This window comes from Bradyrhizobium sp. USDA 4473, assembly GCF_054063335.1.
In genome coordinates, this window is record NZ_JBSSGE010000001.1 from 1,457,453 (window position 1) to 1,479,933 (window position 22,481).

Annotated in this window: 16 protein-coding genes and 1 pseudogene; 12 read left to right on the forward strand and 5 right to left on the reverse strand. The window is 65.3% G+C overall.

Annotation, left to right across the window (positions count from 1 at the left end; translation table 11 throughout):
- Positions 1-302 precede the first annotated feature (302 nt).
- The 9 genes and pseudogenes from rpsT (at position 303) to ACVW17_RS06875 (ending at position 12,530) form a co-directional block, all read left to right on the forward strand.
- Entirely contained in the window at positions 303-569 is a 267-nt protein-coding gene (rpsT, locus tag ACVW17_RS06835) for a 30S ribosomal protein S20 (protein ID WP_021077661.1), read from the forward strand.
- Positions 570-1,824: 1,255 nt separating this feature from the next.
- Positions 1,825-3,255: a chromosomal replication initiator protein DnaA gene (gene dnaA, locus ACVW17_RS06840; RefSeq protein WP_456751127.1), complete on the forward strand. Its 1,431-nt coding sequence runs from the start codon at positions 1,825-1,827 to the stop codon at positions 3,253-3,255.
- A gap of 254 nt (positions 3,256-3,509) precedes the next feature.
- Positions 3,510-4,629, forward strand: a pseudogene (gene dnaN, locus ACVW17_RS06845) (DNA polymerase III subunit beta).
- Positions 4,630-4,707: 78 nt separating this feature from the next.
- Positions 4,708-5,073: an endonuclease domain-containing protein gene (locus ACVW17_RS06850; RefSeq protein WP_456751129.1), complete on the forward strand. Its 366-nt coding sequence runs from the start codon at positions 4,708-4,710 to the stop codon at positions 5,071-5,073.
- A 73-nt stretch (positions 5,074-5,146) separates the two neighbouring features.
- Positions 5,147-6,283 (forward strand): DNA replication/repair protein RecF, encoded by a 1,137-nt coding sequence (gene recF, locus ACVW17_RS06855; protein ID WP_456751130.1) that lies wholly within the window; start codon positions 5,147-5,149, stop codon positions 6,281-6,283.
- A 229-nt stretch (positions 6,284-6,512) separates the two neighbouring features.
- Complete coding sequence (gyrB, locus tag ACVW17_RS06860) at positions 6,513-8,948, forward strand: DNA topoisomerase (ATP-hydrolyzing) subunit B (RefSeq protein ID WP_456751131.1); 2,436 nt, start codon at positions 6,513-6,515, stop codon at positions 8,946-8,948.
- 321 nt (positions 8,949-9,269) lie between these two features.
- A complete protein-coding gene (murA, locus tag ACVW17_RS06865) occupies positions 9,270-10,562 on the forward strand; it encodes a UDP-N-acetylglucosamine 1-carboxyvinyltransferase (protein WP_456751132.1) in 1,293 nt (430 codons plus the stop codon).
- 64 nt (positions 10,563-10,626) lie between these two features.
- Complete coding sequence (locus tag ACVW17_RS06870; protein WP_456796980.1) at positions 10,627-12,045, forward strand: MATE family efflux transporter; 1,419 nt, start codon at positions 10,627-10,629, stop codon at positions 12,043-12,045.
- Positions 12,042-12,530, forward strand: coding sequence for a DUF2867 domain-containing protein (locus tag ACVW17_RS06875; RefSeq protein ID WP_456751134.1), 489 nt, complete (start codon positions 12,042-12,044; stop codon positions 12,528-12,530). The genes ACVW17_RS06870 and ACVW17_RS06875 overlap by 4 nt, the downstream gene beginning before the upstream one ends.
- A gap of 30 nt (positions 12,531-12,560) precedes the next feature.
- Here the strand turns inward: ACVW17_RS06875 and ACVW17_RS06880 are convergent, their stop codons facing one another.
- Positions 12,561-13,700: an FUSC family protein gene (locus ACVW17_RS06880; RefSeq protein ID WP_456751135.1), complete on the reverse strand. Its 1,140-nt coding sequence runs from the start codon at positions 13,698-13,700 to the stop codon at positions 12,561-12,563.
- Positions 13,701-13,831: 131 nt separating this feature from the next.
- Between ACVW17_RS06880 and ACVW17_RS06885 the strand changes: the two genes are divergently transcribed.
- Complete coding sequence (locus ACVW17_RS06885; protein WP_456751136.1) at positions 13,832-15,202, forward strand: MmgE/PrpD family protein; 1,371 nt, start codon at positions 13,832-13,834, stop codon at positions 15,200-15,202.
- Between the two features lie 112 nt (positions 15,203-15,314).
- Here ACVW17_RS06885 and ACVW17_RS06890 read toward each other — a convergent pair whose 3' ends face one another.
- From ACVW17_RS06890 to ACVW17_RS06900, 3 genes are all read right to left on the reverse strand, one after another.
- The gene (locus tag ACVW17_RS06890; protein WP_456751137.1) at positions 15,315-16,814 is read right to left on the reverse strand and encodes a serine hydrolase domain-containing protein; all 1,500 of its coding nucleotides are present in this window, start codon (positions 16,812-16,814) and stop codon (positions 15,315-15,317) included.
- A 362-nt stretch (positions 16,815-17,176) separates the two neighbouring features.
- On the reverse strand, positions 17,177-18,238 hold the full coding sequence (locus tag ACVW17_RS06895) for a helix-turn-helix domain-containing protein (RefSeq protein WP_456751138.1): 1,062 nt from the start codon (positions 18,236-18,238) through the stop codon (positions 17,177-17,179).
- 53 nt (positions 18,239-18,291) lie between these two features.
- Positions 18,292-18,867: a GNAT family N-acetyltransferase gene (locus ACVW17_RS06900; RefSeq protein WP_456751139.1), complete on the reverse strand. Its 576-nt coding sequence runs from the start codon at positions 18,865-18,867 to the stop codon at positions 18,292-18,294.
- Positions 18,868-19,005: 138 nt separating this feature from the next.
- Between ACVW17_RS06900 and ACVW17_RS06905 the strand changes: the two genes are divergently transcribed.
- Together ACVW17_RS06905 and ACVW17_RS06910 are read left to right on the forward strand one after the other, a co-directional pair.
- Positions 19,006-19,923, forward strand: a complete 918-nt coding sequence (locus ACVW17_RS06905; protein ID WP_456751140.1) for a pirin family protein — start codon at positions 19,006-19,008, stop codon at positions 19,921-19,923.
- Between the two features lie 140 nt (positions 19,924-20,063).
- Positions 20,064-20,978 carry a phosphoribosylaminoimidazolesuccinocarboxamide synthase gene (locus ACVW17_RS06910; RefSeq protein WP_456751141.1) on the forward strand — a complete coding sequence of 305 codons (915 nt, stop codon included), beginning with the start codon at positions 20,064-20,066 and terminating at the stop codon, positions 20,976-20,978.
- A 135-nt stretch (positions 20,979-21,113) separates the two neighbouring features.
- Here ACVW17_RS06910 and ACVW17_RS06915 read toward each other — a convergent pair whose 3' ends face one another.
- Positions 21,114-22,445, reverse strand: coding sequence for an IS1182 family transposase (locus tag ACVW17_RS06915; protein WP_456756372.1), 1,332 nt, complete (start codon positions 22,443-22,445; stop codon positions 21,114-21,116).
- Positions 22,446-22,481 lie beyond the last annotated feature (36 nt).

Genomic DNA, 22,481 nt, shown 5'->3' on the forward strand with positions numbered 1-22,481 from the left:
CTCTTCAGCGGCTTATCCGGTCCCCGGAGGCCCAATTTCCGGCCCTTTTTGGGTCCCGAAAGCGTTGACGCTGCTGCTTGCGCCATCTATAAGACCGGCCGATGGCGGCGGGCGCAATCCTGCCGCCGCTGTTCTTTGGACAGTGCCGCATGCGGGGGCAGCATTTTGCGCTCTTCGGATGGCCGCCTCAAGGACACCCAAGCAGATACCTTGGACCAATACATCAGAGTTGAGATTTGAACCGGCCGGTGCGCGCAAGCCCGACCACTGAGCGATCACCGCCGAAGGACAGTTAGAGAACCATGGCCAACACCACCTCCGCCAAGAAGGCGACCCGCAAGATTGCCCGCCGCACCATCGTCAACAAGTCGCGTCGCACCCAGATGCGTGGCGCGGTGCGCACCGTCGAGGAAGCGATCAAGAGCGGCGATCGCGAGGCGGCACTCAAGGCGATGCGCAAGGCCGAGCCCGAGCTGATGAAGGCGGCGCAGCGCAACATCATTCACAAGAACCTCGCGAGCCGGAAGGTGTCGCGTCTCACGCAGAGCATCGCCAAGCTCGCCAAGTAGAGCTTGCCAAGTAGAGCTCGCGACGCTCGCCGCGCGAGCTGACTGAAAAACACATTTGTCACGAAGCCCGGCTCGCGCCGGGCTTTTTGTTTTTGTCTCGTCTTTCGTCGTGGAAGTTTTTGTCGTGGAAGTTTCATAGCGCGAGAAGACTGCGCATTGCCGCGCAACGAACCGCGTGTCATGTTTCGTCGCGTCCGTAGTTCTACCGGCTCAATATGCTTAATGCGGCGCACTCGCGCAGAGATTGTTCTTCGCTAAGCTGGATAGATGGAATAGCGCGCGTCAAAAAAAGCGACGCGGGGTTACCCTGCAAAAGCAATCGTGAAAAATCACGCTTCGCGAATTACTTATGCACATAGTGCCGGACAGCGATTGGAAAAATGACCGGCGCGAGACCAAATGTAAATTTTCTATGAAAAATTTTTGGTATTGCACCATGGTTTGTGACACGCGTGAATCTGCGCGGTGATTCAAAAACTTGCTTTCTCAACTCAGCGTCGGCAGCGCCGCAACAGTTGCGAAGAGTCGCGATCCCCGTCGAATCCACGGATTGTCAGGAAATGCGCTTGGTGTATTTATTTCTTGTTCGCGACGCCCACGGCTCTCCAGATCAGCGCGGTTTGAGACCCAAGGGCGGACGTGCAAATCGGCGGCGGTGTGCGCGTTAGCGACGCTCTCCAAGCGAAGCTAGATTGACGGCTCATAGCGATATGAGGATGGTTGACCTGTGTCAAAATTTCTCCGGCGATGTCCCCGGCAATTTGGGTGATCGAACAAGAGAGACCAGGCCTGCCGTCGGAATCTTGGCAGCGGGAACGCGGCGCAAGCGAACGGGTTGACGACGACACGCGGCGGCGAAGCGCCGGGCATTTCGGTGTTCGGTAGCGGCAGTTCGAATTTGAAGACACGAGCAAGCTGACACCTTGCCGCGATCCATCGCGGCGGGAGGGGGAGGACTTATGCCTTACGGTATCATAACTGCAGTCGAACCAACGACACGCCGAAGCGCAGATTTCCAGTGGTGCCGTAATCAACCCCTCGGACGCCGGCTCTTACCCGCAGAGACCGTCGAGTACGCGCTGACCTCGCGGGACGCATCTTCTCCAAACAGCTGATCTGTCGCGTGGCGCATCATCGCCACACGGGAGAGCTTTGTCCGGAGCAGACCGCGCCCGCTGGAGGTCGCGTCGTGGCAGGAAACCTGCACGGCGCTTTCGCAATTATCTTCTCTCAGATTTGGAAAAGTACGAAGGCAATGACGAACACGGAACAGGATCGCTGGTCGCGGGTGAAGGGACGTTTGCGGACGAGCGTTGGCGAGGACGTTTACACGAGCTGGTTTGCACGGATGGATCTGGAGAGCGTGCACGACGAGAGCGTGCACCTGTCGGTTCCGACCCGGTTCCTGAAGAGCTGGATCCAGGCGCATTACGCCGACCGCGTGCTCACCTGCTGGCAGGCCGAGATGCCCGAAGTGCATCGCATCGACCTCACCGTGCGCTCCGCGATCCGCGTGATGGCCCCCGCGAAGGAAGCGGTTGCTCCGGTCGAAGTGCGCCGTGTCGAGCGCCACGACGGTCGTCCCGCGCCGGAACTGCGCTCGGTTGCGACCGCGCCGGTGTCCGCGAGCCATGACGCGCTCGGCGGCTCGCCGCTCGATCCGCGCCTGACCTTCGCAAGCTTCGTCGTCGGCCGTTCCAACACGCTGGCCCATGCGGCGGCGCGCCAGGTCGCCGAAGGCCGCCGCGGCGATCCCGTGATGTTCAACCCGCTCTACATCCATGCCGGCGTCGGCCTCGGCAAGACGCACCTGCTGCAGGCGGTCACCTGGGCCGGCAATTCCGGTGGCGAGCGCAAGGTGCTGTATCTCACTGCCGAGAAGTTCATGTATGGCTTCGTCGCGGCGCTGAAGACGCAGACGGCGCTGGCCTTCAAGGAGGCGCTGCGCGGCATCGACGTGCTTGTCATCGACGATCTGCAGTTCCTGCAGGGCAAGTCGACGCAGGCCGAGTTCTGCCACACGTTGAACGCGCTGATCGATGCCGGCCGCCAGGTCGTGATCGCGGCCGATCGTCCGCCGTCCGACCTGGAAAGCCTCGACGACCGCGTTCGCTCGCGGCTCGCCGGCGGCCTCGTGGTCGAGATGGCTTCGCTCGGCGAGGAACTGCGGCTCGGCATCCTCAAGTCGCGCGTCGCCGCGGCCCGCGCCCACCATGCGACCTTCGACGTGCCGGAGGAAGTGCTCGACTATCTGGCGCGCACCATCACCCATAATGGCCGCGACCTCGAAGGCGCGATCAATCGCCTGCTGGCGCACTCCAAGCTCAACAACCAGCCGGTGACGCTTGAGATGGCCGAGCGCGAGGTGCGTGACCTGATCCGCCCGCAGGAACCGAAGCGGATCAAGATCGAGGACATCCAGCGCGTGGTCGCCCGGCAGTACAATGTCAGCCGCTCCGACCTCTTGTCGTCCCGCCGCACCGCCAATGTGGTGCGTCCGCGCCAGGTTGCGATGTATCTGGCGAAGACGCTGACCCTGCGCTCGCTGCCGGAGATCGGCCGGCGCTTCGGCGGCCGCGACCACACCACGGTGCTGCACGCCGTGCGCAAGATTGAGGCACTGGTCGCCAAGGACACGACGCTGTCCGAGGAAGTCGAATCGCTGAAGCGTCAGCTTCAGGAGTAGACTTCCGTCGCAAGCCTCGCCGGTTCGGTCGCCCTCCCCTTTGCTGCAAGGGGGAGGGCGACCTATTTTCGGGCTCAAAACGTGGGGAACAGACGCCGTCTCCCTTGCGCCAGCCGGCCATCCGCGCCACCTTGCGGTCCCCCCGTGGGTTTGATCAAATCCGGTATTGATCCGACTTATCGGGTTTCCGACGCCGCGATGCTGCCTCAACGGCCGCCCGGCTTTTTCATCTGAGGGATCTGGCGGGTATTGCAATGAAGGTCACCGTCGAGCGCGCGCAACTGCTGAAATCGCTGGGTCACGTTCACCGCGTGGGTCGAGCGCCGCAACACCATCCCGATCCTCGGCAACGTGTTGATCCGCGCCGAGGGCGCCAAATTGTCGCTGAAGGCCACCGACCTCGACCTCGAGGTGACGGAGACCCTGGCTGCCGAGACGGCAACCGCCGGCTCGACCACGGTGCCGGCGCACATGTTCTACGACATCGTCCGCAAGCTGCCCGACGGTTCGCAGATCGTGCTGGAGGCCGATGGCGACCGCTCGGTGCTCGCCGTGCGCGCCGGCCGCTCGCGCTTCACGCTGCAAACCCTGCCCGAGAGCGATTTCCCCGGCCTTGCCGCCGGCGACATGACGCATTCGTTCTCGCTGCCGGCCTCCGACATCAAGCGCCTGATCGACCGCACCCAATTTGCGATCTCGACCGAAGAGACCCGCTATTACCTCAACGGCATCTATCTGCACGCCGCCGGCAGCGCCCAGGCGGCGACCCTGCGCGGGGTTGCGACCGACGGGCATCGGCTGGCGCAGATCGATCTCGCGCTGCCCAAGGGCGCGACCGGCATGCCCGGCGTAATCGTGCCGCGCAAGACCGTCGGCGAGGTGCAGCGATTGATCGAGGGCGACGACGCCGAGATCTCGATCGAGCTGTCGGACGGCAAGATCCGCTTCACGCTCGGCAATGTGGTGCTGACCTCGAAACTGATCGACGGCACCTTCCCGGATTACGGCCGCGTCATTCCGCAGAACAATGACAAGGAACTGGTCGTCGACAAGAAGGATTTCGAGGCCGCCGTCGACCGCGTCTCGACCATTTCCAGCGAGCGCGGCCGCGCCGTGAAGCTCGCATTGTCTGCCGGCAAGCTGATCCTGTCGGTCACCAATCCGGATTCCGGCAGCGCCACCGAAGAGATCGAGGTCGAGTACGCCTCCGACGCGCTCGATATCGGCTTCAACTCGCGCTATTTGCTCGACATCGCCGCCCAGATCGAGGGCGAAGTCGCGGTGCTCAAGCTCGCCGATCCCGGCTCGCCGACGCTGGTGCAGGACAAGGACAGCAAGGGCGCACTCTACGTGCTGATGCCGATGCGGGTGTAATGATTTCCTCCGCACGCGCAACCGCATCCTCTCCCCTTGTGGGAGAGGGTGGCGCCAAAGGCGCCGGGTGAGGGGTTGGTGCCGCGCACGCCGCACCATCGCCCGACCGACGAGCGCCTCCGCAGCTTCGCAAGGAAGATGCGCCAGCAGCCAACCGATGCGGAAGCGAAGATGTGGCGCCTGCTCCGAGATCGGCGCCTGTCGCACTTGAAATTCCGAAGGCAAGTTCCATTTCGCAATTGCATTCTCGACTTCGCGTGCTTCGAGAAGCGCCTCGTCATCGAGATCGACGGCGGACAGCACGCTTCGTCGCCCCGTGACGAATCCAGAACTGACGCGCTTGTGGCGGAAGGCTTTCAGGTCTTGCGCTACTGGAACAATGACGTATTGCGGATGCTCGCGGCGGTGCTGGAAGACATCGTCGCCAAGCTTGCCGAGCTGTGAGATACCCCTCACCCGTCGCCTCACTCCGTGAGGCGCCACCCTCTCCCACAAGGGGAGAGGGGAAGGAAGAGAGATGACCCCGTCCCGCATTCATCGCCTGTCGCTGACGCATTTCCGCAATTACCGGGCGGCGACGTTGCAGGTTGCGGGCGACATGGTGGTGCTGGTCGGGCCGAACGGCGCCGGCAAGACCAATTGCATGGAAGCGGTCTCGTTCCTGTCGCCGGGCCGCGGCCTGCGCCGCGCGACCCTGGACGATATCGCCGACAACCAGGGCGACGGCTCCTGGGCGGTGTCGGCCGAAGTCGAGGGCGCGCTCGGCCTCGCCACGCTCGGCACCGGCATCGATCCGCCGACCGGCGAGGCAAGCAACACGAGGCGGTGCCGGATCGACCGCGAACCGGTGGGGTCCGCAACTGCATTCGGCGATCATCTGCGCATCGTCTGGCTGACACCGGCAATGGACGGCCTGTTCATGGGCGCCGCCTCGGAACGGCGGCGTTTCTTCGACCGCCTGGTGCTGGCGATCGATTCCGAGCATTCCGGCCGCGTCTCGGCGCTGGAGCGCTCGCTGCGCTCGCGCAACCGGCTGCTCGAGGTGCGCAACTATGACGACCATTGGTGTGATGCGATCGAGCGCGAGACCGCGGAGCTGGCGGTCGCGGTCGCCGCATCGCGCGGTCAGACCGCGGCGAAGCTCGCGGTGATGCTGCGCGAGCGCGGTGCCGCCTCGGCCTTCCCGTCCGCCGAGATCATGCTCGACGGCTGGATGGAGAATGCGCTGCTGCAGGAGCCCGCAACCGCGGTGGAGGACCGCTACCGCGAGATCCTGCGCGCCAGCCGCCCGCGCGACGCCGCCGCCGGACGCACGCTGGACGGCCCGCATCTGACCGATCTGCAGGTGGTCTACGCGCCGAAGAACATGCCGGCGCGCGACGCCTCGACCGGCGAGCAGAAGGCACTGCTGATCGGGCTGGTGCTGGCGCACGCCACGATGGTCGCGGAGATGACCGGCATCGTGCCGCTGCTGCTGCTCGACGAGGTCGTCGCCCATCTCGATCCCAACCGCCGCAGGGCGCTGTTCGACGAGCTCGGCAAGCTCGGCGCACAGGTCTGGATGACCGGCGCCGATCCCTTGGCCTTCGTCGACATCGGTCCGCGCGGCGAGATTTTCGACGTCGAATCCGGCCGCGCCACGCGGCGCGGCTGAGGCCGCTGAGCCGGCTCCGTGAGGGCCTCGAATCTGCCCTCGAATCGGGCTTTTCAGAGGGTTCGGAATCGACCTCCCGAGACCTTGAAAAAGGCCTAAAAAATCCCATCTATTCAATAGTTTGTAGAGAGAGACTTTGCGCTAGGCGCAACCCCTCTTTCATGGCACAAATAGCGGAATCAGCGCCTCATATTGCGCAGCTGATTCGGGACATCCTCGAAGGCCTCACATGACTGAACCTGCCCGGCAGACCCCTGCCGAATCTGAGCACCCCATTCCGGCTGAATATGGCGCGGAATCGATCCGGGTGCTGAAGGGCCTCGACGCCGTCCGCAAGCGGCCCGGCATGTATATCGGCGACACCGATGACGGCTCCGGCCTGCACCACATGGTCTACGAGGTCGTCGACAACGCGATCGACGAGGCCTTGGCAGGGCATGCGAGCCGCGTCCTGGTCACCCTCAACGCCGACAATTCCGTCACCGTGTACGACGACGGCCGCGGCATTCCGGTCGACATCCACAAGGGCGAAGGCGTCTCGGCGGCCGAGGTCATCATGACCCAGCTGCACGCCGGCGGAAAGTTCGACCAGAACTCCTACAAGGTCTCCGGCGGCCTGCACGGCGTCGGCGTCTCCGTGGTCAACGCGCTGTCCAGCAAGCTGGGCTTGCGGATCTGGCGCGACGACAAAGAGCACTACATCGAATTCGCGCACGGTGACGCCGTGGCGCCGCTCAAGGTGGTCGGCGATGCGCCGGGCAAGCGCGGCACCGAGGTCACCTTCCTGGCCTCGACCGAGACCTTCAAGAACGTCGAGTATGATTTCGCGACGCTGGAGCACCGGCTGCGCGAACTCGCCTTCCTCAATTCCGGCGTCCACATCGTGCTGTCAGACATGCGCCACGCGGTCGAGAAGCGCGAGGAGATGCATTATTCCGGCGGCGTCGAGGAGTTCGTCAAATATCTCGACCGCAACAAGAAGGCGATCGTACCGACGCCGATCATGGTGCGCTCGGAATCAAACGGCATCGGCGTCGAGGCCGCGCTGTGGTGGAACGACAGCTACCACGAGAACGTGCTGTGCTTCACCAACAACATCCCGCAGCGTGACGGCGGCACCCATCTGGCCGGCTTTCGCGGCGCGCTGACGCGCCAGGTCAACGGCTATGCCGAAGCCAATGCGAAGAAGGAAAAGATCGCGCTGACCGGCGACGATTGCCGCGAAGGCCTCACCGCGGTGCTGTCGGTGAAGGTGCCCGATCCGAAATTCTCGTCGCAGACCAAGGACAAGCTGGTGTCCTCGGAGGTTCGACCCGTTGTCGAAAACGTCCTGAACGAGGCGCTCGCCGCCTGGTTCGAGGAGAACCCGAAGGAAGCCAAGGAAATCGTCGGCAAGGTGATCCAGGCCGCCGCAGCCCGCGAGGCTGCGCGCAAGGCCCGCGAGCTGACGCGCAAGAACCCGCTCAGCGTCTCCTCGCTGCCCGGCAAGCTCGCCGACTGCCAGGAAAAGGATCCGGCGAAATCCGAACTGTTCATCGTCGAGGGCGACTCGGCAGGCGGCAGCGCCAAGCAGGGTCGCAACCGTGAATTCCAGGCGGTGCTGCCGCTGCGCGGCAAGATCCTCAATGTCGAGCGCGTGCGCCCCGACAAGATGCTGTCGTCCGAGCAGATCGGCACCCTGATCACCGCGCTCGGCACCGGCATCAGCGACGACTTCTCGGTCGACAAGCTGCGCTACCACAAGATCATCGTGATGACCGACGCCGACGTCGACGGCGCCCATATCCGCACGCTGCTCCTGACCTTCTTCTATCGCCAGATGCGCTCGATCATCGATGGCGGCTATCTCTACATCGCCCAGCCGCCGCTCTATAAGGTTTCGCGCGGCAAGTCCGAGCAGTATCTGAAGGACGAGCGCGCACTCGAGGACTATCTGATCTCGACCGGGCTCGACGAATGCGTGTTCAAGCCGGCCTCCGGCGACGACCGCTCGGGCCGCGATCTGCTGTCGCTGGTCGAGGACGCCCGCGTCATCCGCTCGGTGCTGCGCAACCTGCACAGCCGCTACAATCGCGCCGTGATCGAGCAGGCCGCGATCGCGGGCGTGCTGAGCCCGAGGATCACCAGCGAGATCGCCACCGCCAACTCGGCGGCGGAATACATCGCCAAGCGGCTCGATGCCGTGGCCGAAGAGGTCGAGCGCGGCTGGGTCGGCACCTTCACGGAGGGCCATGGCTTCCAGTTCGAGCGCACCGTACGCGGCGTCAAGGAAGTGGCCGTGATCGACGACGCCTTCCTGGGCTCGGCCGATGCACGCAAGCTCGATGAATATGCGACCAAGCTGCAGGAAACCTACGTGCGGGCCGGAAAGCTGCGGCGCAAGGACGCCGAGCAGGTCATCCATGGTCCGGTCGACCTGTTCGAGGCCGTGACCGACGCGGCCCGCAAGGGAATCTCGCTGCAACGCTACAAAGGCCTCGGCGAGATGAATCCGGAGCAGTTGTGGGAGACCACGCTGGACACCGAGGCACGCTCGCTGCTCCAGGTGAAGGTCAAGGAGGTCGACGAGGCCGACGACATCTTCACCAAGCTGATGGGCGACGTGGTCGAGCCACGCCGCGACTTCATCCAGGAAAACTCGCTCAGCGCCACCATCGATATCTGAGGTGCTGCGGCGCTTTGCACCACCGTCATTGCGAGGAGCGAAGCGACGAAGCAATCCATTTCTCAGCTTGCGGAACGATGGATTGCTTCGCTTCGCTCGCAATGACGTGGGTTGCACCGTGCGCACCAATTCCATCACCGCGGAGGCGGCAAACCCTGACGGAGTGACGTATCCGTGACGGCACCGCCGCGCGGCTACCTTTCGTCTGGAAGCTGCATCGGAAACTGTGTTACGGTGCCGGGCAGTCATTGATTCCGTTGCGGAATTTTGAATGGCCGAGTTTGAATCCAAGTCTGCATGATGCGTTAGGGGACAATCCGCGTGCCGCCGATCCAATACATCGTCGAAGGCGGCCGCCGCCTTTCGGGCACCATCGAGCCGTCGGGCAACAAGAACTCCGCGCTGCCGATCATCGCAGCCGCCCTGCTCACCGAACACCCGGTCACGCTGACCAACGTGCCGCGCATCCGCGACACCGAAACGCTGGTCGAGCTGTGCCGCTCGGTCGGCGCCAGCGCCGAATGGACCGAGCGCAACACGCTGCAAATTCACGCCAAGGAGATCCGCGCCGCCGATCTCGATCCGGCACTGTGCGCGCGCATCCGCGCCTCGATCCTGCTCGCCGGTCCGCTGCTCGCCCGTTGCGGCGAAGTCGCGCTGCCGCCGCCCGGCGGCGACGTGATCGGCCGCCGCCGCCTCGACACGCACTTTCTGGCCTTCGAGCAGCTCGGCGCCACCGTCACCGCGACACACCGGCTCGAATTCCGCGCCTCCAAGCTGAAGGGCGCCGATGTGTTCCTCGACGAGCCCAGCGTGACTGCGACGGAGAACGCGCTGGTCGCCGCCGTCGCCGCCCGCGGCACCACCCATCTGCGCAACGCGGCTTCCGAGCCGCATGTGCAGGACCTCGCCAATTTCCTGATCGCGCTCGGCGCCAAGATCGAAGGCGTCGGCACCAACACCATCATCGTGCACGGGCCGGCGACGCTCGGCAGCACGAGTTTCGCGATCCAGCCCGACCATATCGAGGTCGGCTCGTTGATCGGCCTGGCCGCGGTGACCCGCTCGCCGCTGCGCATCGCGCGCGCCGGCGTCGAGCATCTGCGCTCGATCCGGATGGGCTTCGAGCGGCTCGGCATCGTCTGCGGCGTCGAGGGCGACGATCTCGTCGTGCCGTCGAACCAGACCATGAAGATCCACGACGATTTCGGCGGTCACGTGCCGAAGCTCGAGGACCAGCCGTGGCCGGCCTTCCCGGCGGACCTGATGTCGATCGCAATCGTCACCGCGACGCAATGCGACGGCGTCATCCTGATGCACGAGAAGATGTTCGAGTCGCGGATGTTCTTCGTCGACAATCTGATCGCGATGGGTGGCCGGATCGTGCTGTGCGATCCGCATCGCGCGATCGTGGCCGGCCCGAGCCGGCTGCGCGGCGCGCCGATGAACTCGCCCGACATCCGTGCCGGTATGGCGATGCTGCTGGCTGCGGTGTGCGCCAACGGCACCTCCACCATCAACAATGCCGACCAGATCGAGCGCGGCTATGAGCGGATCGACGAGCGGCTCAACGCGCTCGGCGCCAAGATCAAGCGGATACCCGCGCGATCCTGATCCCGAATTCCCTGCGGCAGCTTGGCCATGCTTCCGGCCGGTTTGCCGTGCTAGACGTGCGGTCATGACCTGCATCGACAAGATCGACCCGGCCGCGTCGCGCGCGGCCGTCGTCCCCTCCGGGGCGGCATTTGCCGTACCCCGCAAGCTGCTCACGGCCGAGCTCGCGGAGACGCTGAAGCTCGCAGTGCCGCTTGCGCTGACGCAGCTCGGGCAGATCGCGATGATGACGACCGATCTCGCCTTCATCGGCCGGCTCGGCAGCGAAAGCATCGCCGCGGCTGCGCTGGCGCATACCGTGTATTTCGTCAGCTTCACGATCGGCATGGGCATGATGTCCGCGGTCTCGCCGCTGGCCGCGCAGGCGTTCGGGGCGCGCAACCCGCGCGTAATGCGGCGCGCCCTGCGCGTCGGGCTGTGGGCGGGATTCTTCATGGTGCTGCCGCTGATGGCGCTGCCGTTCCAGGGCGAGCGCATCCTGCTTGCGCTCGGCCAGTCAAAGGCAACTGCACATCTCGCACAACAATATCTGTTCGGGCTCGGCTGGGGCATCCTGCCGGCTCTGTGGTTCATCGCGATCCGTGGCTTCATGAGCGCGGTGAACCGGCCGGAGCCGGTGCTGTGGATCACACTCGCGGCGATCCCGGCCAATGCGCTAATGGTGTACCTGCTGCTCTACGGCACATGGGGCATGCCCGAGCTCGGCATGTTCGGCGCCGGGCTTGCGACCACGATCGTCAATCTCGGCACCTTCCTCGCCGGCGTCTGGTTCGCGGCGCGCCGCCGCCCGTTCCGCAAATACCACGTCTTCAGCCGGCTCTGGCGGATCGACTGGCCGCTGATGGGCAAGCTGGTCGCGGTCGGCGCGCCGATCTCGGTCGCTTTCCTGCTGGAATACGGCATGTTCGGCGCGGCCGGCCTGTTGATGGGGCTGATCAGCACCACCGCGCTGGCGGCGCACCAGATCGCGCTGCAGATCGCTGCGATCCTGTTCATGGTGCCGTTCGGCGTCAGCATGGCCGCCACCGTGCGGGTCGGCCAGGCGGTCGGCCGCCGCGATCCCGACGCAGTGCAGCGCGCCGGCTTCGTTGCGGTCGGACTCAGCGGGGTATTCATGAGCGTCATGACGCTCGCGGTGATCCTGGCGCGCTTCGAGATCGCAGCGCTGTTCCTCGGCGAGGCCTCCGACGCCACCGCGCAGCTCACTGCGACGCTGCTGCTGATCGGCGCGACCTTCTTCATCGCCGACGGCATCCAGACCACCAGCGCCGGTGCGCTGCGCGGCATGAACGACACCCAGGTGCCGCTGCTGTTCGCGACCATCAGCTATTGGCTGATCGGGTTCGCGTCGGCTTACGTGCTGGCCTTCGGGGCCAGGCTCGACGCCGCCGGCGTCTGGATCGGGCTGTCGCTCGGGACCGCGGTCTATGCGACCCTCCTGATCTTGCGTTTTCGCCTGCTGGCACGCAGACAGGCTGCATGAGGGTCGACGAGGTCACGCCGAACGTGGAGTCCGTTGCGCTGCTTGCCGGCGCGCAGTTTGCCGATGCGTTCAGGATTGCGACCACGCGCGCCGACCTCGACGCGCGCCGCGCCGCCGAGGCGATGGTGACGCGACAGCCGCGCTGGGCCGAATGGCTAATCGCCTTGCGCAATCTCCTGGTCGCGCCGCTCGGCCTGAAGACCTCGGGCGCAACTGAGGGCGTGGCACGCGACATGATCGGGATCTTTCCGGTGGTCAGCGAAACGCCGGAACGGCTGGTCGCGGGCTTCAACGACAAGCATCTCGATTTCCGGCTGGTCGTCGACATCGCGCCAGTCGACGTCGCTAGCGCCGGCTCCGCGCGCAACATCACCGCGACCACGCTGGTGCTCACCCACAACTGGTTCGGCCGCGCCTATCTCGCGGTGATCATGCCGTTCCACCGCCTGATCGTGCCGGCGATGCTGCGCAAGGCCGTAGGCTGAACAAAGCGCTGGTCTCAAGCAGCTCTGGTCTCACGCCGGGCTCTTCTCCGGCGTGTCGGCGACGGCCTTCTCCGCGGCATCCTCGTTGGCGCACCAATTGCCGTGACAGCGCTTGAGGTCATTGAGGTTCTGCCGCATCTGGTCGAGCGAGAAGCCGAGCGCGTAGAAGCGTTCGGCGGCATCAACCGGCAGGCCGCGGATCAGACCGTCCCTGCGAACCGCGGCGACCTCCTCGCTATAAGCATGCAGCGCGGCATCGACTGGCGCCATGTCGGCCGGCCCGCTGCCGGCGCGCAAGGCGGTCGCGACCGCCACCATGTAGGTCACGATCGCCTTGCTGACGTCGGCCAGTGGCCGCGCCAGCCGGATCTGGATCTCGGCCGGCAGCGGCACGACACAGGCACGCCCGATCATCACGACGTCGTGCCGCAGCCGCTGGATGGTCCGCAGCAACGGACCGGTGTCCGGTCCCGATGACAGATGCATCGAGCGCTCGCGCTCGGCCTCCAGCCCGGTCGCGTGCAGATTGGTCACCGCGGTGCCGATGCCGTCCTGGATCCGGTGCAGCGCGTCGTTGTCGAGACCGCGGGTCAGGCCGGCGAGCAATTCGGCGAACGCCGCGGCAAGCAATTCCAGCAGCTTTGATCCATTGACCCGGATCTGGCTGACCGCGCGCGACGGCAGCACCAGGAACGAGATCACCAGCCCGGTAAGCGCGCCGACGGTGACCTCGAGGACGCGGTCGATCGCCGAATCCAGCGGATTGGAGTGATGCATCGTCGGCAACAGCAGCACGATGACCGCCGTCACCGTCGCCGAGTTCAGGCTGGGATTGAGCGCGGCGATGAAGGCCAGCGGCACGATCGCCAGCACCAGGAGCGCCAGCAGGCTGCCCTCGCCGGAATGCGGGATCAGCACCGCGATCGCGCCGCCATAGACCGCGCCGCCGATGGTGCCGAGCATGTAGTCGCGGGTCGCCTTCAGCGAGCGTCCGACGCTCATTTGGGTGACGATCAGCGAGGTCAGCACCGCCCACAGCGGCAGCATGAGGTGCATCGCCACCGCGATCGTATAGGCCGCCACGCCGGCGGACGCGATCCGGACCGCCAGCGCCAGCTGCGTCTTGCGGGTCCAAAGCTTGTCGAACATGCGTTTTGCGAAGGTCCTCATGCACCCTGATCCGCAATCAATGGAAAGGCCTATGTTAAAGGACGTCGAGCATGGCTGCTGCCCGCCGCGGCAGGTGGCTTGAAAGGCCAAACCTGCCCGCCTACCCTGCGCCGCAAAAATGAGGAAACACGATGGCCCACGAAACCGCAACGCTCGCCGCCTATGTCGCCGACCTGAAATATTCCGACATTCCGCCGGAGGTGCTGGAGCGCGCCAAGGTTTTGACGCTGGATTTCCTCGGCAGCACCATCCGCGCCCGCCGCGATGCGGAATCGACGCCCTCATTGATGAAGATGCTGGAGGCGCTGGCGCTGGACGGCAAGGGAGAGGCCACCGTGTTCGGCGACACCAAGACCTGGACGCCGGCAGTCGCGGCGCTGCTCAACGGCGCGCTCGGCCATTCGCTCGACTTCGACGACACCCACGCCGATTCCTCGCTGCATCCGAGCGCGCCGGTGGTGCCCGCCGCGTTCGCAGTCGGCGAGATGGTCGGCGCCTCCGGCCGCGACGTGCTGACGGCGATCGTCGCCGGTTATGAAGTGTGCTGCCGGCTCGGCAACGCGCTCGACCCGACCTCGCATTACGCCCGCGGCTTCCACCCGACCGCGACCGCCGGCACCTACGGCGCTGCGGCCGCGGCGGCCAAGCTGTTCGGCCTGTCGAAGCAGCAGATCATCTCCGCGTTCGGCGTCTCCGGCAGCCAGGCCGCCGGCTCGCTGCAATTCCTGGTCAACGGCGCCTGGAACAAGCGCTACCAGGTCGGCGCCGCCGCGATGAACGGCGTGATCGCCGCGACCTTGGCGCGCAACGATTTCATCGGCTCGAGCGATTCGGTCGAAGGCAAGCATGGCCTCCTGGTCGGCTACACCGATGACGCGCATCCGGACAAGGCCGTTGCGGGCTTAGGCCACACCTATGAGACGCTGAAGATCGGCGTGAAGCCGTATCCGAGCTGCCGCTACACCCATGCCGCGATCGACGCGCTGATCGCGATGCGGCGTGAGCACAATCTGACGCCTGACCAGATCAGGAAGGTCGAGATCGGCCTGCACCGCAACGGCATCACGCTGACCGGCGATGCCGCCACCAAGCGCCACCCGACCTCGGTGGTCGGCGGCCAGTTCTCGATGTTCTTCACCGGCGCGATTGCACTCGACCAGGGCCATTTCGGCTGGGACGATTACGACCGGCTCGGCGACAAGGCGATCGACGCGCTCGCCGACAAGTTCGACGTGGTGCAGGACGATCGGCTCGAGGTCGGCCGCACCCATCCGTTCGGTGCCCGCGTCTCGATCACGACGGATGACGCCACCCATGAGCGCCTCTACGCCGATCCCTCCGGCGAGCCGACCTCGTTCCCCGACGCCAAGGCGATGCAACAGAAGTTCCTGACGCTGGCCCGCCCGGTGCTCGACAAGCGCGCCGACCAACTCGCCGACGCGATCCTGACGCTGGAGCGGTTCGAGCGCGTGGAACAGGCAACGCAGCTGGGACGGCAGTAAGCGGACTGTTATCGTTACAACGCAGGGCTAGCCGCCAAGCCCGCAGTCGTCGTCGCGGCGAAAGCCGGGACGACGACGAGCTTGTTGCATCGAGCCGCGGCATTCTCTTCCGTCATTCCGGGGCCCGCGAAGCGAGAGCCCGGAATCCATCGCGCAACGGAACAGGCGGTGAAATGGCTTCCGAGTTCGCGCTTCGCGCGAACGTCGCATTGCTCGACGTCGCCGTGACGACATCGCGGACCAGATCGAACACGCCGTCCGCCTTGGGCGGCGCGTTCGGCGAACGGCCGAGCCGCACGATGACCAGCCGCTGCGACGGCACAATGATCACATACTGCCCGATCGTGCCCTTGGCGAAAAACGCATCGCGCGGCCAGCCGTGCTCGACGCGATACTTGGCGCCGAAACTGTCGCCGAGATTGGTCCAGAAGCCCGCGCCGATGCCGACCCAGCCGTTCGGCGTCGGTGACGCCGAATATCTCACCCAGCCCGCGGGCAGGATACGCCGGCCACCGACCACGCCGTCATCGAGATAGAGCTGGCCAAACCGCGCCCAATCGCGCGCGCTCGCCATCATCGCGCCTGATCCTTCCGGTGTGCCCGTCGCATCGAACTGCATCACGACGTCGTGCATGCCGAGCGGATCGAACAATTCGCGGCGCGCGAAACGCAACACATCGGCGGCATGGCCGCCGGTCGCGTCGCGGATTAGATGCGAGAGGATGATGAAATTGCCGTCGTGATAATTCCAGGCGGCGCCGGGCGCGGTCTCGAGCGGGATGCTCTCGGCGTAGGCGGCCATGTCGGATTCCATGTACTTCATCCGGTTGACCGGTTCGAGCGCGGAGGCGAGCGAGGCCTGCAGCGAGCTGCCGAGCGCAAGGCCCGCGGTGTGACGCAACAACTGATCGACCGTGATGGCGTGGCGCGGATCGTCGGGATTTCTCCAGGCCGCGATCGGCACCGGCTGGTCGACGGCAAGCTTGCCGTTGCGCACCAGAATTCCGATCAGGGCCGAGATCACCGATTTGGTTGCGGAGAAGCCGAGCAACGGCGTCTCGGTGCCGATGCCGTCGGCGTAGCGCTCGGCAATGATGCGTCCGTCCTTCATCACGACAACCGCGCGGGTGTGGCGGAACGGCGGCTCGGCCGGTTCGGCAAATGCGCGATCGAGCGCGGCCGAGAGCTGCGGGTTCTGCGGCGCGACAAGGGCCGGGCCGGCGATCTCGGGCAGCAGCGCAGCCTGCGACCGTGCCGGCGGCAGCGCAATGTCCGCCAACGCCTCGCCATGTTCGAGGGTACAGCCGACGCCCTCGCGATAGACCGCATGGCTGCGGCCGAACCCGAGCAGCGTCACGGTGACGTCCCTGCGGTCGAGGTCGACCTCGGTGTCCATCGCCCAGGTGATCAGGCCGGTGCCGGGCATCGCGTCGGTGGTCTCGGCGAAGTCCCGCTTCGGGTCCAGTCCGCTGACGAACGTTTCCGAGCAGATGACGTTGGCGACGAAGCCGGTCGCGACCTTCGGAACGTCGCGGGCACGGGCGGCGGACAGCACCAGCGCCCCGAAGGCGGTGGTAGCGGCGAGAATGAAGACGAGCTTTCGACGGGTCACGGGATCCTCCGGCATGGCGTATTGGGCGCGTAGCCTGGAGGAAGCCGTGCGGGACGGGAGAGCGCTCGCCGGATTTCGAAATCGGGCTAGCCGAGGATTGGGGAAGATTGGCCGATTCTGGAATTTCTTTGTGATTACAACGCCTCATCATGAGAGGCGCACAATAGTAAGGCTCCCTCCCCCCTTGCGGAGGAGGGCTGGGGGGTGGGCCCCGGGCGAGACGATCGATGCAAACACCGTCGCCTCAACCTTCTGGACAACATCGAAACTCAAATTGAGAGGCCACCCGAGGGGTACCCTCTTCCCCGCAAGGGGGCAGGGAACCCTACGGCCGGGGCGTCCCTCGCGACGCAATAGAACAATCAGGCCGCTGTCGCCTTCAGCTTCCGATACTCCGTCGGGGTCACGCCGGTCGTCGCCTTGAAGGCGCGGTTGAAGGGGCCGAGCGACTGGAAGCCGGCATCCATGGCGATCGTGATGACGGGGACTTCGGCCTGGGCCGGATCGGCAAGCGCGGCCTTGGCCTCCTCGATCCGGTGGTTGTTGAGGAAGACGTTGAAATTGCGGTAGCCGAGCCGCTGGTTGATCAGCCGCCGCAAACGGTACTCGGGGATTTTCAGCCGGGTCGCCAGCGTGCCGATGGTGACGTTGTCCTGGCGGTAGATGCGCTCGTCCGCCATCAGCCGCATCAGGGCATTGACCAGTCTCTGGTCGGCTATCTCCTCCATCGCGGCCGGCTGCGCATTGGCTATGATGGGCTCGACCGGCGCGGTGAACAGATCAGCGCCATCGACGCGCATCATCGTCCAGGTGATGGCCGCGACGATGGCGGCGAGCACGGCCACGTTGAGCACGTTGGCCCACTCCACGGTCACGCGGCTGCCGGCATACGCGATCTGCAACAGCGCGTTCATCCCGCCATACAGCGCTGACGCAGCGACGATGAAGACACGGACGCGGCGGCGGCGCTCGACCAGGTCTGCCGACCATGACCCGATGGTCTGCGCCACGGCTAGCGCGATGAAGACGAGCGCGAGCAGATTGACCGTGGTAATCGCCGCTTGCGCGTGGCCGCCGGGCGCGATCCACATGCAAGTGACGAAGCTGTATGCGACCACCGCGATCCAGATCAGCCCGTGCCACCAGCGCAGCGCGAAGGCTTCATCGAACAGCGCGCGGGTGAACAGCCAGAACACCACGATGTCGCCGGTCGACAGCGCAATCAGCGGCCCGTGCCAGACCGAGATCGGCGGTCCGGCGCCGATCGACGCGGTCACCGCATGCGCGGCCGCGCCGAGCGCGAAGGCGATCACGAGCCGCCCCGCCAGCACCTTGCGGAAATCCGCGAACATCGAGGCGGCAAGCACCAGCAGCAGCGTCACGGCGGCGGCGCGCAGGCAGAGTTCGGTTGCGGCCAATGTCATCGGTCGAAAGGATCTCCGGGTCAGCCGAACAATCGTCGCTCAAGCGGGGATTTTCAAGCCGGATCGCGGTGCCACCGCGCACGTGCCGTGACCCAGATGTCGACGATCTCGCCCTCGAGCTTGCCCGGTCCCTCGTTCACGGCATCGAGCCGCCGCGCCACCGCCTGCGAGGCGGCGTTGTCCGGATCGATGCAATGAATGATGCGGTCGATGGTGAAGTTGGCGAACACAAAATCGATCGCGGCGCGCGCCGCTTCCACCGCATAGCCCTTGCCGCGGTGCTCTTTGGCGATGCCCCAGCCGACCTCGAAGCCCGGCCATTCAGGCGGACAATACGGACCGACGCGACCGATGTAACGGCCGGAGGATCTCTCCTCGACCGCGAACATGCCGAAGCCGTACAGCGCCCAGTGGCCCGAGATGACCGCGGCATTGCGCCAGCCCTTCAGCTCCGACGTGATTGGCTGGTGATCCGGCGTGATGAAGCGCGCCGTTTCTGGATCGGACAGCATTTTCGTGTTGTCGGCGATGTCGGATGCGCGCCATGGCCGCAGGATAAGCCGCGCGGTCTCGATCACGGGGCCATCGACACGCAACAGGTTTGCACCGGGCTTGATCAGGGAAACCATCGCTTGCCCCAGTTTCCAGGATTGCTCTCGCTGATATCGCACAGGAGCGGCAAATAAACCATCGTGACCGCGTCATGATCGCCGCGACGGAATGATCAAATCCTGTTACGGTCGCGGCAAACGAGAAGGAGTATTGCAATGAGCTGGCAGCCCTCGACCGATCCCGAACTCGGTGATCCCCAGACTTGCGACGCGCTGGATCTGATCATCGTGCCGCGCACCCGCGATCTCGGCGACGGCTTTGCGGTGCGGCGCGCGCTGCCGCATGGCAAGCGGCAGATGGTCGGGCCCTTCATCTTCTTCGACCATTTCGGCCCGGTGCAATATCTCGCCGGCAAGGGCATGGACGTGCGGCCGCATCCGCATATCGGGCTCGCCACCGTCACCTATCTGTTCGACGGCAGCATCATGCACCGCGACAGCGAGGGCAATATCCAGGAGATCCAGCCCGGCGCGATGAACCTGATGACCGCAGGCCGCGGCATCGCGCATTCCGAGCGCACCCCCGACGTGCAGCGCCGCGATGGCCAGAAGATGCTGGGCTTGCAAAGCTGGATCGCGCTGCCTGCGGGCAAGGAAGAGATCGCGCCCTCGTTCCAGCATTATGGCGCAGGCGACCTGCCGATGATCTCCGAGCGCGGTTTCACCGCGCGCATCATCGCGGGCTCGGCGTTCGGCATCTCCTCGCCGGTCAGCATGGTCTCGCCCTGGTTCTACACTGAAGTCACTGCGCAGGCCGGCACCTCGGTGCCGCTCGACCCCGATCATGAGGAGCGCGCGATCTATCTCGTCGACGGCGAGGTCGAGATCGCGGGCGACCGCCACCAGGGACCGCGGCTTCTTATCTTCCGGCCCGGCGACCGCATCACGGTGAAGACGCTGCGGCCGACCCGCATGATGTTCCTGGGCGGCGACGCCCTGGAAGGGCCGCGTCACATCTGGTGGAATTTCGTCTCCTCCTCCAAGGAGCGGATCGAACAGGCCAAACAGGACTGGAAAACCGGCCGTTTCGCGCAGGTTCCGCACGAACACGAGTTCATTCCGCTGCCGGAGTGAGCTAATTCGTACGACTCTTTGATTTGAGCATGATCTTTTCGGAAAACCGCTGCACACTTTTCCGGATCATGCTCTAGTCTCCCGCGCCCGCACGGCTCGTGCGGGCGCTCGTCGTTGAAGCCAGCCTGAAAGATCACGCCATGACCGCGATGCTATCCAGCGATTTGCCCCTGCCCCGGATCGGCCGCGGCAAGGTGCGCGACATCTACGCCGTCGGCGACGATCGCGTGCTGCTGCTCACCACCGACCGCATCTCGGCGTTCGACGTGGTGATGGCGGAGACCATTCCGATGAAGGGCGCGGTGCTGACCCAGATCAGCGCCTGGTGGTTCCGGCAGATCGAAGGCACCGTGCCGCATCACATGATCAGCGCCGATGCCGACGAGATCATCCGCGCGGTGCCCGAACTGAAGGATCATCGCACCGACATTTTGGGACGCGCGATGCTGTGCAAGCGCACCACCGTGTTTCCGATCGAATGCGTGATCCGCGGCTATATCTCCGGCTCGGCCTGGAAGGAATACGCCGCCAAGGGCACCCTCGCCGGCGAGAAGCTGGCGACGGGCCTGGTGGAAAGCCAGAAGCTCGAGCCCGCGATCTTCAGCCCGGCGACCAAGGCCGAGGCCGGCCATGACGAGAACATCACGGTTAAGCGGGTGCGCGAGATCGTCGGTGCCGACGTTGCCGCGACGCTGGAGAAGATGGCACGCGATGTTTACGCTTACGGTGAACAGACCAGCCGCGCCCGCGGCATCATCATCGCAGATACCAAATTCGAGCTCGGTCGCGACAAGGATGGCCGCATCATCCTGATCGACGAGGTGATGACGCCGGACTCGTCGCGCTTCTGGGCCGCGGACGCCTACAAGCCGGGCCAGCCGCAGCCGAGCTTCGACAAGCAGCCGCTGCGCGACTACCTCGACGTCGAGCGCCACGCCGGCCGCTGGAACGGCGACGCTCCTGCTCCGCCGCTGCCCGTGAGCGTGGTGGATGCAACCAGCAAGCGATATCTGGAAGCGTATCGCCGCGTCACGGGGACGGAGCTGAAGGTTTAGCGGCACCGTCGGCGCATTCGCTATATCACCGTCACCCTGAGAGCTTGTGACGGATTCGGCTCCTGCGGAGTTTTTGGCGGCTGTTCGTCGCAGCAATTGGCAGGTTTGAGTTCGAGTTCGGCGATGACCCGTTGTTTAGGCTCTGGAGAGGCGGTTGCCTTGCAGGATGTTGTTGACGAGGGCGTACCAGAGCACGACGGCACGGACCTTTTCGATGCCGCGCACGGTCAATTGCCGCAGGTCCCAATTGCGCCAGCGGGCATGGATGCACTCGCAGATCGACCGGGACCTGTATCGGGCCTTGCCCTCTTCGCTCGCCATTCGCGCACGCCAGGCCAACACCCCCGGACCGTCGCCGCGCCGCGGTAGATAGGGATCGGTACCGTGCTTGGATTGAGTGGGCGGACAAAAGATATCGATGCCCTCGGCATAGGCCCATTCGATGTCCTCGGCACTGCCAAAGCCGCCATCGACGAGATGGTCCTTGGGCAACCCTCCGGGCCGCGCACGCTGCCGCTCCAGCATGGGGCGCATCAGGCCGCGATCGGATCCGATGTTGCAAATTCTGGTGTCGACGACGATCTGCTCGCCGGCCACGCTCGTCACCTGCACGTTGTAGGCGGGGCGGAAGCCGCCGTTCGCCATCTTCATGACCCGTGCATAGGCGTCCGTCGTGGAGGCCCGCGGCTCCTTCGGCGTCTTGCCGTTGCCGCGACTTTCTTCGCGCTCCTTGCGCTGCTGCTTGATCTCGGCGAGCGCCGTCTGCGCCGCCTTCACCCGCGCGCTGCGTTCCCGCGCGGCCCGCTCCTTGGCTGCCCGGGCACGCTTATTGCTGGCGTCCGAGCGTGTGTCGACCTCGCGCTTGAGGTCTTCCACCACGGCCTCAGCCTGCGCCAAATGCTTATCCAGCGTCGCCTCGCGCCGGAACGAGGCGGCCCCGGCGCTGGCCCGGACCCGCATGCCATCCTGCGCCAAGGTCTCCAGATCGACGAGACCGGCCTTTGCCAACGCTGCCAGATGCTCACTGAGCAGTCGGTCAAGCAGATCGGCGTTGCCGACCCGGAAGTCTGCCAGCAGGTGATAGTTCACCGACACCCCGCCGCACAGCCAGCGATAGGCATCGTGGCTCTCGCACAGCCGCTCCAACGCCCGCGCGCTGCCAACGCCTTCGCTGGCGGCATAGAGCCACAGCGCCAGCAAAAGCCGGGGCGAGGTCGCGGGGTGACCGGGACGATCGCCGCGAGCCTTGATCCGGTCCTCCAACTCACTCAGATCAAGCTCTTCGACATAAGACCAGATCAGCCGCACCGGATGGTCTTCCCCGATCAGGCTCTCAATATCAACCGCTCGCAGCGCAATCTGGTCGCGCTGGGGCTCACGCAGCCGCGGAGCGCCGGGCAAGCCCGCTTCGGCTGGTGGCTTCGCCTGCTCCGGCAGGTCCCCAAACAACTCATCGGCAGCCAACATCACCTCCCGCGAATCCATCATCGCCAGAGAATCACA